General features: G+C 60.5%; 20 protein-coding genes. 16 read left to right on the forward strand and 4 right to left on the reverse strand.

Translation table 11 applies throughout. From position 1 onward, the window contains the following. Positions 1-29: 29 nt before the first annotated feature. Positions 30-263 (reverse strand): hypothetical protein, encoded by a 234-nt coding sequence (locus tag ACIBSW_RS34495; RefSeq protein WP_354721694.1) that lies wholly within the window; start codon positions 261-263, stop codon positions 30-32. 1,221 nt (positions 264-1,484) lie between these two features. Here ACIBSW_RS34495 and ACIBSW_RS34500 point away from each other — a divergent pair. Further along, positions 1,485-2,378: a helix-turn-helix transcriptional regulator gene (locus ACIBSW_RS34500; protein WP_354721695.1), complete on the forward strand. Its 894-nt coding sequence runs from the start codon at positions 1,485-1,487 to the stop codon at positions 2,376-2,378. Continuing rightward, positions 2,368-2,574 carry a DUF397 domain-containing protein gene (locus ACIBSW_RS34505; protein ID WP_354721696.1) on the forward strand — a complete coding sequence of 69 codons (207 nt, stop codon included), beginning with the start codon at positions 2,368-2,370 and terminating at the stop codon, positions 2,572-2,574. The genes ACIBSW_RS34500 and ACIBSW_RS34505 overlap by 11 nt, the downstream gene beginning before the upstream one ends. An 81-nt stretch (positions 2,575-2,655) precedes the next feature. Here ACIBSW_RS34505 and smpB read toward each other — a convergent pair whose 3' ends face one another. Beyond that, on the reverse strand, positions 2,656-3,183 hold the full coding sequence (smpB, locus tag ACIBSW_RS34510; protein WP_354721697.1) for an SsrA-binding protein SmpB: 528 nt from the start codon (positions 3,181-3,183) through the stop codon (positions 2,656-2,658). A 218-nt stretch (positions 3,184-3,401) separates the two neighbouring features. Beyond that, positions 3,402-3,842: a hypothetical protein gene (locus ACIBSW_RS34515; RefSeq protein ID WP_354721698.1), complete on the reverse strand. Its 441-nt coding sequence runs from the start codon at positions 3,840-3,842 to the stop codon at positions 3,402-3,404. 221 nt (positions 3,843-4,063) lie between these two features. Here ACIBSW_RS34515 and ACIBSW_RS34520 point away from each other — a divergent pair, with 221 nt between their 5' ends. The 9 genes from ACIBSW_RS34520 to ACIBSW_RS34560 all read left to right on the forward strand — a co-directional run bounded on the left by ACIBSW_RS34520 (position 4,064) and on the right by ACIBSW_RS34560 (position 12,552). After that, on the forward strand, positions 4,064-5,701 hold the full coding sequence (locus ACIBSW_RS34520; RefSeq protein WP_354721699.1) for a hypothetical protein: 1,638 nt from the start codon (positions 4,064-4,066) through the stop codon (positions 5,699-5,701). 40 nt (positions 5,702-5,741) lie between these two features. Then, a complete protein-coding gene (locus ACIBSW_RS34525) occupies positions 5,742-7,148 on the forward strand; it encodes a hypothetical protein (RefSeq protein ID WP_354721700.1) in 1,407 nt (468 codons plus the stop codon). Between the two features lie 6 nt (positions 7,149-7,154). After that, positions 7,155-7,805: a hypothetical protein gene (locus ACIBSW_RS34530; protein ID WP_354721701.1), complete on the forward strand. Its 651-nt coding sequence runs from the start codon at positions 7,155-7,157 to the stop codon at positions 7,803-7,805. A 12-nt stretch (positions 7,806-7,817) separates the two neighbouring features. Then, complete coding sequence (locus ACIBSW_RS34535; protein WP_354721702.1) at positions 7,818-8,699, forward strand: phage major capsid protein; 882 nt, start codon at positions 7,818-7,820, stop codon at positions 8,697-8,699. 71 nt (positions 8,700-8,770) lie between these two features. Next, a complete protein-coding gene (locus ACIBSW_RS34540; protein ID WP_354721703.1) occupies positions 8,771-9,304 on the forward strand; it encodes a hypothetical protein in 534 nt (177 codons plus the stop codon). A 407-nt stretch (positions 9,305-9,711) separates the two neighbouring features. Beyond that, positions 9,712-10,209, forward strand: coding sequence for a collagen-like protein (locus ACIBSW_RS34545; RefSeq protein WP_354721704.1), 498 nt, complete (start codon positions 9,712-9,714; stop codon positions 10,207-10,209). A 955-nt stretch (positions 10,210-11,164) separates the two neighbouring features. After that, positions 11,165-11,827, forward strand: coding sequence for a hypothetical protein (locus ACIBSW_RS34550; RefSeq protein WP_354721705.1), 663 nt, complete (start codon positions 11,165-11,167; stop codon positions 11,825-11,827). After that, on the forward strand, positions 11,827-12,000 hold the full coding sequence (locus ACIBSW_RS34555; RefSeq protein WP_354721706.1) for a hypothetical protein: 174 nt from the start codon (positions 11,827-11,829) through the stop codon (positions 11,998-12,000). The genes ACIBSW_RS34550 and ACIBSW_RS34555 overlap by 1 nt, the downstream gene beginning before the upstream one ends. 30 nt (positions 12,001-12,030) lie before the next feature. After that, on the forward strand, positions 12,031-12,552 hold the full coding sequence (locus ACIBSW_RS34560; RefSeq protein ID WP_354721707.1) for a hypothetical protein: 522 nt from the start codon (positions 12,031-12,033) through the stop codon (positions 12,550-12,552). Between the two features lie 29 nt (positions 12,553-12,581). Here the strand turns inward: ACIBSW_RS34560 and ACIBSW_RS34565 are convergent, their stop codons facing one another. Beyond that, complete coding sequence (locus tag ACIBSW_RS34565; RefSeq protein WP_354721708.1) at positions 12,582-12,785, reverse strand: hypothetical protein; 204 nt, start codon at positions 12,783-12,785, stop codon at positions 12,582-12,584. A 417-nt stretch (positions 12,786-13,202) separates the two neighbouring features. Here ACIBSW_RS34565 and ACIBSW_RS34570 point away from each other — a divergent pair, with 417 nt between their 5' ends. The 5 genes from ACIBSW_RS34570 to ACIBSW_RS34590 all read left to right on the forward strand — a co-directional run bounded on the left by ACIBSW_RS34570 (position 13,203) and on the right by ACIBSW_RS34590 (position 16,281). Then, on the forward strand, positions 13,203-13,535 hold the full coding sequence (locus ACIBSW_RS34570) for a hypothetical protein (protein ID WP_354721709.1): 333 nt from the start codon (positions 13,203-13,205) through the stop codon (positions 13,533-13,535). A 74-nt stretch (positions 13,536-13,609) separates the two neighbouring features. Beyond that, positions 13,610-13,951: a hypothetical protein gene (locus ACIBSW_RS34575; RefSeq protein ID WP_354721710.1), complete on the forward strand. Its 342-nt coding sequence runs from the start codon at positions 13,610-13,612 to the stop codon at positions 13,949-13,951. A 25-nt stretch (positions 13,952-13,976) separates the two neighbouring features. Beyond that, a complete protein-coding gene (locus ACIBSW_RS34580) occupies positions 13,977-14,393 on the forward strand; it encodes a hypothetical protein (protein ID WP_404799545.1) in 417 nt (138 codons plus the stop codon). A gap of 429 nt (positions 14,394-14,822) precedes the next feature. After that, a complete protein-coding gene (locus tag ACIBSW_RS34585) occupies positions 14,823-15,461 on the forward strand; it encodes a hypothetical protein (RefSeq protein WP_354721712.1) in 639 nt (212 codons plus the stop codon). 265 nt (positions 15,462-15,726) lie between these two features. Then, complete coding sequence (locus ACIBSW_RS34590; protein ID WP_354721713.1) at positions 15,727-16,281, forward strand: hypothetical protein; 555 nt, start codon at positions 15,727-15,729, stop codon at positions 16,279-16,281. Positions 16,282-16,446: the final 165 nt, after the last annotated feature.

Below are 16,446 nucleotides of genomic sequence, written 5' to 3' on the forward strand. Positions count from 1 at the left end.
TACCTCTGAGGGCTGACTAACAGGCATGGTCAAGCAGCGTCGATCCTGCGCGGCTTCTCAGTCTTCTTTCCGATCGGCCGGCTCTCACCCATCGGCAGCGGCATCACGTGCGCGATCGTCAGCCGCTCGGTCTGACCCTGCTCCCGGATGCGCGCCCGCTTCGTTTCACCCACCTGCTTAGCGATCTCTCGGACCGCAAGCCACATGCCGCCACCGGCGAACAACGCGGTAACGATCTGAGCAACAAGGTCGAAGGCGGTCACGTCTTGGATGGTCTCACGCCACTAAGGCACTCCGGCGTGGACGGATTCGCGGTCAGTGGATCGCCTACCTGTGGATAACCATGTTTGCCCAGCTCACGGGGGGTACGGGACCAAGGTGATCTCCGTGGCGGCAGGTGGCTGATCGGCCGCACCCGTACTGGGAGGATTGAGCGACGGCTTACCAGAGAGCCGACACCACCAGGCACAACGGCCACAGCTAGCAGCCCAGTCACGGCGCAGGGCCACCACGTCGTCGATCCACCCATACGGCCAGGCCGACGAGCAGCGTGTCTTTAACCTTCAACTCCATGCAGGTGATCAGCTTCCCCCAGACTCAACGCCTGACGGACCATGCCGCGGTTAGCCATCGGCCGGCTGGGACACCCACCGAGGCACCTTCTTCGGACGGCTGGAGGGGTAACGCGGATTCTGCACCTTCCGGACCACTGGGCTGGCAGCTAGCTACGAATTCCTGGAGCTAGGACGGTCGTCTCGAGTTCCGAAGGCAGGCAGCTCGTACGTACAGGAATCGTGACTGCCCAGGGCCATTCCCGTTGGGTACGGGCTTGACGGTCGCCTCAACCTCAAACCAAGGCTCGTTGTCGAAGATCGTTTCGGTGATCACCCTGTCCACTCTCACGAGCAGAGCACCTAGGCCAAAGCGGTAATCGGCCTCCGCGATCTGGTAGACGCCGCCTACCTCCGGCCTCATCGCTCGATCACCTGCCAACGCCGCAGCGCGTTGAGGAGAACCCCCAGGTCTCGCTCATCCAGGTACCAGCGATCATCGGCCACGTTCTGAATTGGCACACGGGCCGCGGCTCTGTATGCCGCTGGCGGAAGGTTGGTCCCGGCTACTCGCTGCGGTAGCTCAGGTCTGGTGTCAGACACGATGACCACCGGCACCATCCATCGGCCGGCACGCCAATGTCGACCCTCCACACCGGGGACACCACCGAGCTTTGACCTTGAAGCTGAGCAGCCCGGCTAAGAATCCGATCAGCACGGCTATCGACAGCAGCATCAGTCACCCCTTGTGGTCACTTGTATCGTGTGGGTACAGATGCTCACTCTGGCGGGTATCAGATTGCAACATCCCAACCCGCGTCTATGAGCGTTGATCTTCCAGATCTGCCAAAAACCCGCTTGACGTGCCACATTGGTTGTTGGAACCTCCCAGACTGGTAGGTTCCCAGGTGCCAGAATGGAGGGCCGCCTGCCGTGACGGAGGAGACCAACGGATCGACAGTCCCCCGGCGAAGCCTCGGGCTTGCGTTGGAGTCGGCGCGTAAGCGGGCCGGGTTCACCATGCAGCAGGCAGCCGACCGGGTAGGCGTGTCAGTGCAGACGATTCGCCGTGTCGAACGTGGCGAGGTCTCGACTCGACCCTCGTTGGTGGAGGTGCTGTGCGAGTTCTACGACATCCCGAAACCCATGCGCGACGTGCTGATCGGCCTGGCGAAGGAGAGCAAATCTCGGGGCTGGTGGCACTCCTACGGCGACGTGATCCCTCGATGGTTCGAGCTGTACGTGAGCCTGGAGCAGACAGCCAGACGCATCCGGGAGTTTGCGCCGCAGCTCGTGCCAGGGCTCGTCCAACACAGTGACTACACCGGCCTCGTGATCCGAATCGACCTGCCGCATCTGGGCGACGAAGAGGTGTCCGCCCGGATCAAGCTGCGGCAAGAACGTCAGCAACTTCTGACCCGATCGTTTCCGGCTCCTCCTGAGGTGGAGGTGATCATCTCCGAGGCTGTCTTGTTGGGTGAGCCGACCGCCGACGGTGTGATGCGCTCGCAGGTGTGGCACCTGCTTAAGGCAACCGAGCTGCCCACGGTGACATTGCGTGTGCTTCCACTCCGGGCAGGGCCGCACCGGTCGTCCGCTAGTGGTGGCTGGACGCTGATGGACTTCTCCAGCGAGAACGGCTACAACACCCCGCCCAGCACGGTCTACAGCGAGGACGTGACGGGCGCGATCTACCTGGATAAGCCCTCTGAGATCGAAACCTACGAAGAAGTGTGGGCAGCCCTGGACCGGGCTGCTCTTGATCAAACTGAATCCATAGAACTGATGTCTCAGCGATTGAAGGAGCTGACAGACCGTGAAGCCTGACCTGACCGGGGCTCAGTGGCATAAATCCACCCGGTCCAACGGAAGCGGCAACTGTGTGGAGGTTGCCACCAACCTGACCGACATCGTCGCCGTCAGGGACACCAAGGACAACGGCAGCGGACCCGTCCTGTTGTTCACGCCAGCGGAGTGGGACGCCTTCGTCGGTGGCGCGAAGGCCGGCGAGTTCGACTTGTAGGCACACCGCAGGCCAAGCGAAGGCGTCTCCATGGGGAGGCGCCTTTGTGCCGTCCTGAGCCCGACCGGAGTCGAGGTCGTATCAGCCGCGGCTGCGTCCCTTGAGGTGACGGCCCATGGCCCGAGCGATCTCGCGGTTGGCGTCGCGCTCGGCGATCGCCTGGCGCTTGTCGTACTCCTTCTTGCCTCGGGCCAGGGCCAGCTCTACTTTTGCCCAACCATCGTTGAAGTACAACGACAGCGGTACTAGGGCATTGCCGGGCTCGCGCAGCTTCTCCAGGATGCGGGCGATCTCAACCCGGTGCAGCAACAGCTTTCGGGTGCGCCGGGGAGCATGGTTGGTCCACGAGCCGAAGCCGTACTCCGCGATGTGCAGGTTGTAGAGCATCAGTTCACCCTCGTGCTCCTGGGCGAACGCGTCCACGATCGACGCGTAGCCCGCGCGCAGCGACTTGACCTCAGTGCCCGCCAGCACCAGCCCGGCCTCGTACGTCTTCAGCACCGTGTAGTCGTGCCGAGCCTTCTTGTTGGACGCGATCACCTTGCGTCCGGTCTCCCTAGCCGTGACAAACCCCTTACCGGTACGGCCGCCGTCCCGATGCCGATCCACCGAGTGCCCATCTTCGCAGATCGGCCTCGTCGCCGGGCGCTGGACGCCAGGCAGCCGAATCGGCTGGCAGACAGAGTGATAGCCCGGCTGCCGCAAACGCCTAGAAAACGGGAGGCCGGGCTATCACCTTTGTGAAGGACTCCCGACCAGAGAGGAACCTTCACTGAGATCCACCCGTAGAACAAGTTCACGGGGCCTTTAGTTTCAGAACTTCCTGCTCAGCACAGCTTCTTCATCTTGTCGGAAGCGTACGCAGCATAGGCTTTCATTCGCATAGTTGCTTCCTCCGAAGATCCAGACTTACCAGCCCACATATCGCGCTCGGCTTTGACTTCTACACAGGACTTCCTTGAATCGATATAATCAATAGGACCTGGCTTACCGTTTACGAACCCAACGTCGCCGCCGTCGTCCTTGAAAATCACCACCGTCCCGTCTGGGAGTTTGTACTTCCACACCGCGACGGCAGGCGATGCTGCGGTTGATGGTGTTTGCTGAGCCGGAGTTGATGGTGTTTGCTGAACCGGAGTTGATGTTGTGGTAGGTGAAGATGAAGGAGTAGATGTATCATCCTTCGGCCTAGCTATCGCAATGCACATACACGCTATGGCAACAACTCCGATGGCTATCCACAATTTCCATTTGGTTTTCCGTGACATTATCGTTTCTCATCTCTGCGACGACCTAAGTGCAGCCCTCTTAGCGGTTCGAATTTAGCACGATAGCGTGTCAATTAAGCGGATATCTGAGGATGGCGCTGAGCTTGTTGATGATGTCCTGGCCTCTGAGTTGGCTTAGGACCGTAGATACGCCGTAGGCCCCTGTTCCCCATGGATGATGGGAGACAGGGGCCTATGGGTGCCGAGCCGATGAGATCACTGTGGCACTCCCTGGTGACTTCATCGACTTCAGCACTGATGCCGAGGTGTTCGACCTCGGCCAGTACCTGTCGGAAGCGACCGGAGGGCATCCCGAGCTCCTCGACTTCCCCGATGGTCGGAAGGCTCTGACCAGGAAGAACGCGCTCCTGTGGGCGGTGGTCTACTTCCGGCACTGGCTGAGGTCTGAGGACACCAACGACAAGATCACATTTAGCGACTTTCACCTCTCGATCTACAGGTGGGCTAGCCAGGACTGGTTACTCCCGCTAGGGGAGCCGAAGAAGTTCCGCGACGCGATCCTCGGCCCGCGCGGCATCGGTAAGACCACCACTCTGAAGATCCTCTGTCTGTGGGCGCTCCTGCACGGGCACTTCAAGTTCCTCGCGGTCTTCTCCGGCTCTGAGGACCAGTCACGCCTCCTGATCGACTCTCTGACCGAGGAGCTCCGCACCAACCTGCTTCTCCGCGCCGACTTCCCCGAGCACGCCAAGAGCTACGGCAAGCTGCCCGCTGAGCTGCGCGCCCTGGAGCAGGACCGGGTTGACTTCTTCAGGACCAGGGGAGGGGCGGTCATCGTTGCCCGCTCCGTCACAGCGTCTGTAGCTGGCCTGAACGTGTCTGGCCGGCGTCCCGACGCGATCGTGTTGGACGACATTGAGCAGGTAGGCGAGAACTACACAGCCACCCGAGCCCAGCAGCGTCTGGCCACGGTTCTCCAGAGCATCCTTCCGCTACGTCTGACAGCCAGGGTCATCTTCCTTGGAACCGCCCAGCTCACGGCATCTGTGATGCATGAGGCCGTCCGGTCCGTCGAGCAGGTCAAATCCAACGGCATCACGATCTCCAAGCCGGTAGCCGCGGATGCTCCCGACTGGCTCAAGTCCCTCAACGTCACGGTCCGCTGGTTCCGGCCGCTGGTCACACGGCCTGATGGGTCGCGCCGCTCGATATGGCCGGCTATGTGGTCCTCAGCCTTCCTCCTAGACCTGGAGAAGAGCGACCCAAGGGAGTATGGCGAGACCTTCGACAACAGCCCGTGGGTTAGCTCAGGGGTCTTCTGGTCCCGCGAGTACTTCACCTACGGTTCGCTTGAGTCCGCCTCCTTCACGGTTTTGAGCGTCGACCCGGCCAGGAATGCCAAAGCAGAGTCCGACTACACCGGCATCGCGGTCGTCAGCTACTCGAAGGCCGTCGACAAGTTCGAGGTCAAGCACGCTGAGCAGGCTCGTGTCACCGGCAACCAGCTCCGAGCCAAGGTGCTCGCGCTTCTCGAGACCTATAGCGACATCACGTCGATCGTGGTCGAGGTCAACACCGACGTGGCCTTTGCATCGGACGCTGGCATCTTCAACGACATCCCGGTTCCGGTCGTCCCCGTGCGTCAAACCCTGCCCAAGCCAGTCCGCTACGAGCAGGCCGCCATCGAGTGGCACCACGGACGTGTGCTCCACACGCAGCGGCATCCGCTCCTTGAGGGAATGCTCATCGCCTACCCGAACATCGCACATGACGATTTGACGGACGCCTGTGTTACGGCGGTATGTGAAATACGAAAGCGGGTTAGAGAGAGTCAGGCTCCTCGTCCTCTGTCCGCAGTAGCGGCGAGGTCGTCATACGCGGGATTCTACCGTCGGTAAAAGCCGATGTCCTCCCAGTAGAAGTACTGAGGAGGCATTCATGGCTGTCGAGAACTCGGATGTGCTTGCTCAGTCCTACACTGAGTTCACCAATCGTCTCGCCTTCTTTGCTCAGTGTGATGCGTACGCCCACGGAGCAAGCCTAGAGGTGTTCAGCGATCTGAGAACTAGAGGCATTTTGCGCCTCGATGAAGAGAGCCCTTACGTCTTCAACTTCTCCGGGATTCCTCTCCGCGTCATCTCTCATCGGCTGAACGTCTCCTCGTTCACGGTCCCCAACGACACAGGAGCAACAGATCGCTGTGCCGAACTGTGGCAAGAGAACAAGCTCTACCTGTACGAGCACGGCTTCATCTTCGACATCCTGAAGTACGGAGTCTCATATGCGTCCGTGTGGCCTGGCGAGGATGGCACAGCAGCTATCTCCTTTGAGAGTCCGCTCAACTGCCGGGTGTTCTACGACGAGGGATCGCAGACGCCTACCCACGCCATCAAGTCCTGGCGCGAGAGACGCGGTCTCGACTGGATAGCTCGGGTCAACCTCTACTTCACGGACCACATCGAGAAGTACTACGCCCTGGTGGCAGACGGCGTCCCTATCGCAACTGCCGACTGGATGGAGCTGGAGGAAGAGGACTGGTACGTCCCCAACCCCTATGGCTTCATTCCCATTGAGCCGTTCCACACGATCTGGCCATACGGGGAGCCCGAGCACAAGCCAGCTTGGCCGGTACAGGACGCCGTCAACAAGCTGGTAGCTACTCACATGGGAGTGGTCGACGCTCTGGGCCTTCCGATCCGGTACCTGCTCATGGACCCAGCGTCTCCCGAAGGCACATCCGACCTCAGCCTCCTAGAGGGCAACCCAGGTGGGACGCCCGACCCGTTCAGCGGCTCCCCCGGATCGGAGTCCATCAAGGCCAGGCCGGGCGACATCCTGGCGCTGAGAGCCAAGCAGGCCGGCACGTTCGAGGCCGCCAACTCCAGCCAGTTCATCGAGCCGCTGAAGTACTACGTCTCCCTGCTGTCGCCGCTGACCGACATTCCACTCAAGTACTGGGTAGACCCCGGCCAGATGCCAGCAGAGGGCAGCTCCATGGCGGCCGACGCCCCACTGCGGTCCCGCATCGCCAACCGTGAGATGAGCTTCGGCTACTCCTTCGGTGAGTTGCTGAAGAAGGCCCTCATCATCGAGAAGCGCGACGTGCCAACGGTCATCACCCATTGGCAGCCCCAAGAGGTCGAGATGGGCCGCAACTTCTGGGAAGGCGCTCAGATCATGCGGTCGCTTGGCGTGCCCATGTACTACATCGCGAAGAGCGCGGGCATCCCAGAGCAGACGCTACAGAGCTGGAACCTCAGCGAGGACTCAGCCACGTACAGCCCTCAGCAGACGGCCGGCGGGTCGACTCAGTTATCGGCCGATGGATTAGACACAACGTCATAGCGAACGGTGGCTGAGATGGGCACATTAGATCTCCGAGAAGGGGATTCGGATCAGGACCTGGAACTCGAGCAAGATGCCGAGGAACAGGGCGACGAAGAGGAACTAGACCCGGAAAGACTTCCAGGTCTGAAGTCGGCACTTAGGGAAGAACGCAAACGGGCGCGTGCCTACCGATCCGAGCTAACCAAGCTCGGCTACGTGGTTGGCAAGGATGGCGCGTTGCAGGCTCCTCAGCGCAAGGCTCCCGATGAAGATCCGGAGCAGCTCTTGCAGGCAGCAAAGGACGAAGCCAACGCCGAGTGGGGCCGGTACCTCGTAGCAGTAGAAGCCCGTTCAGAGCTTTCAAACGCAGGCTTTCTGGGAGATCCAGAGAGCGGAGTACGGATGCTCGACCTGGACGAGATCCAGGTGAGCAACAGGAGCGTTGACCGTGCCGCGGTACGGGACGCCATCGAGGAGCTGAAAGAGAAGAGCCCTCGATTGTTCAAACGCAGTAGGAGCCGAGACGACTCCGATGAAGAAGAAGAGGAACAGCTGAACGGCCGCGCGAGACGCCACGTCGGTTCTGCTGACCAGGGAAGACGCCTTCCAAATGTGACGCAGAAATCGCCCGCCGAGATATTCGGATCCTTTCGGAGGAACAACGGGCTTGACTAGAAGGAGACCGTCGTGGTCGACATCAGTAGGTCTACGACCGGGAACGTTCTCCCGGCCAGCATTAGTAATGACGTCTGGAGCAAGGTCAGCGAGACATCTGTAGTTCAGAGTCTCGCCCGCAAGATCGACGTTCCAGGCAACGGGCTCACAGTCCCTATGATCTCGGGCCACGCAGAGGCGTCCTGGGTCGCTGAGACCGACGTCAAGCCCATCTCGCGCCCGACCCTCGGTTCCAAGAACGTTCAGGCGTACATGATCCAGGTGACGGTGCCGTTCTCGAACCAATTCCGGCGTGACAACGCTGCCCTGTACGGCGCAATCGTAGACAGCCTCCCCGGCGCCATCGCCAAGAAGTTCGACCAAACGGTGTTCGGGTACGCACCCGCGCCAGGTCCCAACTTCGACACTCTGGAGACGTCTCCAGAGTCTGCGATCGACCCTGCGGACCCCTACGACTCGTACGTTGACGCGCTCGCCCTGGTCGGAGCCAACGACGCAGACATCTCAGCGTGGGTGCTGTCGCCCGCCGGTGAGATCTCAGCCCTCCGCGCCCGCAACGACGGTGGCGATCCCCTGTTCACCTCGGGCGCTGCTGAAGGCGGTGCTATCGGCAGCATCCTGGGTCGTCCGGTAGTTCGATCCAAGAACGTCGGCGACGCGGCCACGGACACCATCGGCATCGCTGGTGACTGGGCCGGGTCCGCTGTCTGGGGATCGGTCGGAAGCATCACCTACGCAGAGACCGACAGCGCAACCCTTCCCGACGCCTCAGTGCCTGGAGGGCTCCTGCACCTCTTCAGCCGCAACATGTTCGCTGTTCGGTTCGAGGTCGAGCTTGCCTTCCGCGTACGCGACGTCAAGGACTTCGTTCGTTTAACGCAGGCGACTCCGTAACTCACTCGACGAGAGGGTCAGTTGGCCACCGGCTGACCCTCTCCTCAGATCAAGCAGGAGATGGGTGAGTTATGCCAATCGTTGCCAGCGACATCGTGTTCCGCCTGACCACAAAGGGTGGGTCGGCCGGCGACACGACCGCATCCACACCCGCCGAGTCTCTGGGCGGGCACGTCAGCACATCGGTCTTCGCACCGGGAGCTAACTCGCTCTTCGATGACATCTCAGGTTCAGAGAACTCGGCATCCGTGGTGGACTACCGCGCCTTCGCCGTGCTGAACAACCACGCGAGCCTCACTCTTCAGAACGCCGTGGTGTACCTGTCTGCTGAGGCGGCAGGCGGCGCGAACATCGCCATCGCCGTCGACAACGTCGGTCCTGTGGCCAAGGGCGCCGCTGTTCAGGGCGCCAGCATCGCCAAGGAGACCACAGCTCCCTCTGGAGTAGGGGCCTTCTCGAGCCCCACCACGGCCGCGGTTGGACTCGCCTTAGGGAACCTGGCACCTGGACAGGTTCGGTTCGTGTGGGTCAAACGGTCGGCAACAAACAGTGCCGCTGCCGCGGACAACGTGGAGTTCAGCGTCTCGGGGGAGACCGCAGCCTAGGTAGGAGCGCGATGACTCAGCCGGACGACACCTCAATTCCCGTCAATTTCCCTGACGGTCAACGCGACGTGGCGTTTAGAGAGACTAGCCCCGACGGGCCAGTTGCTCTTGTTGTGTCGTCGGACGCCTCGGCTGTTGTTCCGGTAGTCGTGAACTTTCCTGACGGCCCTCGCGAGCTGGCTTTCACGGAGACTAGCCCTGGCGGTCCTCTAGCGCAGGTTGTGTCTGGGGAAGCAGGTCCAGAAGGCCCCGCCGGCCCTAACGGTCCTCAGGGCGTTGCTGGCGAAACCGGAGCCACAGGTCCACCCGGCGCGTCTGTGTCGGCGTTCAAATACCAGTACCACACCTCGCAGACGCCGCCTCCTGCGTCGGGTCAGGTGCGCACGGATTCAGACACCGCAACAACGGTGACCCTGATCTACCTGTCCTACCTCACCAAGCCGGGCGACAACGTGGCCCCGTTCGTGAAGTCCATCCTCGCGGGCAGCACGATCTACCTCCAGAACTCCAGCGACAACAACAAGTACGCATCGTTCACGGCCACGGCCAACGCGATCGATCATCCAGACGACTCCTACGCAGAGATCCCGGTCGCCTTCGCCGACGCCGCTCCACAAGCAGGCGACAAGAATCAAGAAGTTCTCGTCTTCATCAGCTACAAGGGCGCAGCAGGAGCCACCGGTCCTCAGGGGATGGCCGGCGCTAGCGGTCCAAGCGGTAGTCCAGGCCCGACCGGCGTGTCGGGTCCATCGGGAGCTGTGGGCGAACGAGGTAGCAAGATCTATACCGGCGCTGGCATCCCCGACGACACCCCCGTCGCCGAATGGACCCCGGAAGGCAGCGACTCAGCTGTAGGCGACGTCTACATCGACACGACCACCGGCAACATCTACGTCCAGGTGTAGAACGTGTTCAGCTCAACTGGAGGTGTGAGATGGCCGACGGACAGAGTAGGAACGTCACGTCCGCATACCAGTACTGGATGCCTGCGTTCTCATTTGATTACGTTCCTTACAGCACGTCATGGGATGTAGCTGCTCCTGATCGCTCGCCCGTTAGCAGTTCCACACTTACATCATGGGATGTGCTTGCTTCCGTATCTGCGAGCGATAGCACGTCCTGGAAAGTCAGGACGCTCATATCTGCGAGTGCGTCTACTGGCTGGGGCGTCAGGGTGTTTGCACTAGCTAGTGTTGGCACAGGCTGGCATCTTAAGCAATCTGTTGTAGCCGCGGTGGAATCTGCATGGCTAGTTGACGAGTTGGGCAGGGTTCTTGCGTTCAACCGCACGGATTGGGTTGTAAGGGCCTACGTAAGCCACACCCAAGCCACATCTTGGCATGTCCTAGGGGTAGTTAGGCATTCCACCTCAACTAGCTGGTATGGCTTCTCCTTGGTGTACAGCAGCACCTTCGACTCCTGGTCGGTGTCTGGGGCAGTAAAGACGAATATTGCTACTCGCTGGTACACCTACAAGGCGGTTAATAAGGCGGTTCGCACTACGTGGGATTCCAGGGTTACACCCACGTTCGTGGGTCCTGAGCTAGAGGGCTCTGTTGTACAAGGTGGCTCCGCCGTGTCTATTTCGTACACGGCTAGTTCTGGAAGCACCAGGTCCACGGCATCCGACGGCCTGGTCAAGACCAGCGCTCGGGAGGGACAGATCAGCTAGCAAAGGTGTCCAGCAACGTCGTTTGAGTTCCTTCGTGTCCAGGCGCAGCCTCCCTCAGCCGATGTCTTAGACGTCGAACGGGAGGCGTCATGGCTTCGGATCTAGTCGTAGTTTCAGGGGACTCGCACCCCCGCCCCACCGTGGTCCTGGAGGACCCGAGCGGGCAGCCTGCGGATCTCTCCGACGCCATGTCTGTCGACTTCATCATGCTGGACACGGACACCAACACGGTCTTCCTCAACGAGCTGGCTACGGTCGTCGATGCCACCGCAGGCGAGGTCACCTACGGGTGGCAGCCCACCGAGACGGACACCCCTGGGATCTACGCAGCCGAGTGGCGCGTGAACCGACCCACGGGGAGTCAGACCTACCCCACCCGTGGCGGGTACACCATCGAGATTCGTCCGAGCCTGTCGTCTCCGGATCCAACTCAACCACCTCGTCTAGCAACACCGGAGGATGTCAGCCGCCTCACGGGAGTGGACGTCACCACGGATGAGATCGATCGGGCTCAGGCCCACATCGAGATCTTCACGGGTCGCGCTCTCGCGGATCTCACGGAGTTCTCAGCCCAGGACGCGCATTGGCTCAAGCTAGCCGTGGTCTACCAAGCAGCATGGCTCGTCGGTCAACCAGACCTGGATCTCAGGCTCTCGGTCTCGTCCAACGGGCAGGCCGGCGCATTCACCGAGGACGCCGTCATCATCGCGCCCCTCGCCCGCAAGGCGTACATGCGCTGCTCGTGGGTCAAGTCTCGCGTCATCTCGGCCGGCGCTGGCACCTGGTCCGCCAGGGGCCGGTACATCGACAACCCGTACAGCTGGGTCACGTACCCCTACGGCAGGTACTGATGACCAAGCCTGGGTTCGAGAAGCGAAGCGAGACCTCCTCCCTCATCGACTCCGCAGCTCTGGTCACGTACACGCCGGAGCAGGTCCAGGAGGTCAAGCAGGCCTTGGACCTCGAGCGGGATCCAACGCCTGAAGAGCTGGCGGACTTCTTTGCCGATGTCTCTAGCACCTAACCCAGCTAGAGAAAGCGTCAGGTACGACTGATGAGCAATTCAACAGACCCAATCAGATGGCTCCCGCACATCAAGCTTGAGAAGTATGCCAGCGAAGAGGACCACCGCCAGCAGCTCCCATACGAAGTGGTCGAGCAGGACGGCAACCTCCTTACCACAGCCGGTCTGACCCGGATCATGTCCCTTCTCGTGGGAGCTGGAGGTCAGGCCGCGGATAACGGTCACACCCGTCTAGGCGTCGGCAACAGTGCTGTGGCCGAGGCTGCGGGCCAGACAGACCTTCAGGCGGCGGCCGGCGCAGCCAATCGCTGGTTCCAGGTCATGGACGCCACCTACCCCCAGGTAGCAGCAGGCGTGCTCACGGCGAAGGCAACCTTCGGCTCCGCTGACGGCAACTTCGTCTGGAACGAGTGGGGTCTGACCGTCGACAACTCTGGGTCTATCTCAGGCACCACAGTTGGCCAGACCCTCCTAAATCGAAAGGTCGCGGCCCTGGGAACCAAGGCGGCCGGAGCTATCTGGGTTCTTACCTGCACCATCACCTTGGCGTAGGCCGACTTCGCAGTTACGGAGTTCGCCCGTCATGGGAGCGGACCTCGTTTGCCCGGCTTGAGGGCCTGCACAAGTTCGGCCATCGCCTTGATCGCCTCAACTCGCTTCGGCTTTTCCACGAGCAGCATGGCGCAGACGAACATGACCATGATCGCAAACATCGGCATACAGATGACGAGAACAGCAGCCCACGGGCCGTTCGCCATGAGCGGTTCAAGGAACGCGAACCACACTTCTGGGGTCCTCTCGCTCGACCTGCTGGTCGAGGGAGGCAGGGCTCAGCTCGACCAGCGCATGACTGGTGAAGCTGAGGTCCCGCCGATCCGGCGCGAGGAGAACTCAGTAACTTGAAGCGTCCTACCGGCCAACTAACTCTCAACTGGCCGCGCGTTTCTCGTCGGCATGGCAAAGCTGTTGCTACCCCGTCCAGCCGGACGAACGGGGCGGCGAAGCCTGGGGAGCACCACGTGCTCTCTCTGAGTCGACTTCGCCTCAACTCTTGGTGCCCCACGAGTGTAGTGGACAGTCACAGGCGCCGGCACCCCCGAGGACCGAGATCCGCACATTGCCGTGTCTGCCTTGTGTTCAGCGGTCGCTGCTGCCGATTTGTTCAGTTAGCACGCCTTCCTGAACGGTGTCCGGGAGCAACCATGTTCATCGCATCCACCAAGGTCTCGGTTCTGAGCCGGGAGACCACGGAGTCGGAGTGGGGCTCACCAACTCTGACCTTCCGGGTTACCCACACGGGCATCCCCGCCTCGATCGTCTCCTCTCTCAGCGCGACGACCTCTCCGGAGACTGGCCGGCAGTACGTGGTCAACCGGGTCCGAGGCCAGGTGCCTCACGGAACGCCCCTCACCGACGGCGACCGGATCAAGGACGAATCCGACGGCAGGGTTTACACAGTTCTCGTCTGCTCTGAATCCACTATCCCGAACTTCAGAGGTCCCACTCTCCTTGACCTGGAGCGGATAGAAGTCTAGCCGATGTACTAAATCGAGATAAGCAGTCAATGCCTTCTCGCTACACGGCACCACTATTCCGTCAAGGAGCTACGGTGGGTAAGTTTCGGTTACAGTCAAACGGGCAGGCCAGAATCAGGCGCACTGCCATTCTTGCTGTAGCTGACGACGAGCGCCAGCTGGTGAGAGACATCGTTGAGGACATGCGCAGCTTCGCGGCATACGAATCCTCCGATGAGCCAGGCCACATACACCTCAAAGACACCATGTCGGGTGAGCTGGAGACCTTCACCGGTGTTATGCGTGTCGGTTCCACATCAGACCACGCCCAGGCCCAAGAGTTCGGTCGACCTGACTTAGTCAACTACCACTTCACGCCTTTTCTGCGTCCTGCGTTGGTCCGCAACATGGGAAAGAGAGGCGAGCGCCGTGGCTAAGACTCCTAACAGCGAACAAGTATGCGTGGCGTGGCTGCGCCGCTTGTCCGATCTCGTCTCTTCCGGCCTGGTGCAGGACGCAGCTACAGCGCTTCCTCAGATGGACTCACTCACAAGGCCAGTATTCCTGGTGGTCTCCTCTGTCACAGGCAGGATTGACCCCGCTTTCCCAACGCGCTCGCCGTTTATGCAGATAGACGCCTTTGCTAAAGCAGGTCTTGAGGCTGAGGTATTGGCGGCAACGGAGATGATCCGTGACCACTGCTACGACGGCGCTGGTCTCGGCATCTTTCCAGTCAAGGCTGGCTACTTCGACGCAAGCCTCAGTGATGTGACTTTGTTCGGAGAGCCTAGGCGCTCGCGTATTGATGCAGCGAAGTTGGCCAGAGCAGTAATAGATGTTGAGTTGACCTACGTTGTTTGGGAGTCGGTGACGGTCTGATGGCTACGAATGAGGAAAACATGGCGAAGTCGGATGAGCCTGTCGTCTATGCACAGAGAGATCTGTACATCGGCGGCGACAAAGCTTATGCGAAGGGCGGGGAGGTCAAAGCCACGCCGGAACAGATTGAGGCTTACGGCTGGACTGAGATGGTCGGCCCAGAGCCTCCTGAGGAAGAGACTCCAGAGGGCACAGCCACTAAAGAAACTACGGGAGTAACTCCCATGACATCAGGTGAAGATGCGGAGACCACTCCAATCTATGCGCCTGGGTCTCCACATACGCCAACAGATCAGACCAGTCCTGAGGGTGGCGAAGCTAAGGCCGCGGAATCTAGTGCCAGAGCTGCACGTCGGCGATCAGCCGCTGAGTAAATAGTGTTTGAGGCCGCCGAGGCGCCTCTCTAATTAGCAAGAGGAGTTGATTGACATGGCGCAAGTCAAGGTCAATATCGCCCGGCGCCAGTACGGAGTCGGCAAAATCTGGGGCGCTCCGCTGGGAACCTATACCAGCACTTATGCCCCGGAAGCAACTAACGGGAAGTTCGACCTCGGTACCACAGCCGCGACTGAGGTACCTGGAAATGTCGCTGCACTGCCAGTCGGTATCACCACGGAGGGTATGACGTTCACTAGGTCTATCGAGACTGAAGAGGACGAGGCTGCTGAGCAGTACGCCCCCATCAATGTCCTGGTGACCGGTGAGTCGGCGGGCCTGGCGTTTGAGATGAAGACTCTGAACTTGACCAACCTCTACTTCCTTTTCAACGCACCTCCTAACCAGGGAGCGGACCCAGACGACACCACAGCGGTGGACGTCGTGGTTCCTACTCCTGGTGATGAGGTGAAGCACCAGTGGCTTTGGTGCTCCCAGGACGACTCGATGCTCATCCTGCTCTACAGCGCTTTGAACACCGGAGAGCTGTCCCTCTCCGCAACAAAGGGTGCCGGCGGTATGAACGGTGCGGTCGACCTCCAGGGCACCATGCCAGACGCTTCCATCGCACCAACTCTGTTCAAGATCAGGGTTGCCGGTGCGAAGTGGGCCGAGACCGTAGCGACGGACTAGTCCATGAGCCTCGGAGAGGTCCACCTACGTTGCGATAAGTGCGCCACGGCGCTCTGTGGGGACAAGCCGCACAAGACGGTACCGGCCCGCAGGGGTGACGAGGCCAGGCGGTGCGTCAACTGCGTGTATCTCTCCGAGGCAGCAAAGCAGACCAGGCATTCAGTGCCTTCCACATACCTCAACACTCCGTTCGAGTACTCAACTGTGGACCCGATCGGAGTGGACTACCAGTGCGCTAACTGTGGGCACGTGATCTTTGGAATCGGTGGCGATTGAAATGAACGAAGCAAGAGACGTAGGAAACACAGCGCCTGTCGTCGGGTCTGTGTTCACGGTTCCTCAGGGAACCAACCTGGCGGAGATGATGTTCGGTGCGAGCCTTCCTCCCTCAAAGACCGGAACAGCAGTCATGGAGCGGCCAATACCATCGGGCGACTCCTTCGACTTCGGGGAAGACATCAATCCAGCGCCGGAACCAGGACCCGCGTTCACGGTTGAATCAGCGCTTGAGAGCAATAAGGCGGCAAAGGCAATGGAAGCGGAGGTACAGAACCTCGGAGTTCTGTTCCAGTACGAGGGAGTGACTTACACAATCCCGAAGGCTGATGACTGGGACCTGGAGGTCTTCGAGGCTTCCGAAGAAGGCCGCTTCGTAACCGCGGTTAAGTCCCTTCTCGGCCCTTACCAGTGGAAGAAGTTCAAGGACGGACCAGACCCTGACAACAAGCCGGTTCGCAAGGCTAAGGACCTGGAGCTGTTCTTCACCGAAGCTCAGAAAGCCCTTGGCGGTAAGAAGGGCGAGTTTCGGAAGGCTCGTTAGGATCATTTACGACGATGAGTTGGTAGGAGCACTAGAGAGCGACTTGCAACGATATTACGGAGTCGACGTTAGAGGCCTGTTTGTTCGGCCCAGGAAGTTGACGTACCGGCAGGTCGTAGTTTTTCTCAGGCACTTACCGCACGACTCAGCCCTAGGCCGGCGAGG

The organism is Actinoplanes sp. NPDC049668, assembly GCF_044465445.1.
Lineage (GTDB): Bacteria > Actinomycetota > Actinomycetes > Mycobacteriales > Micromonosporaceae > Actinoplanes.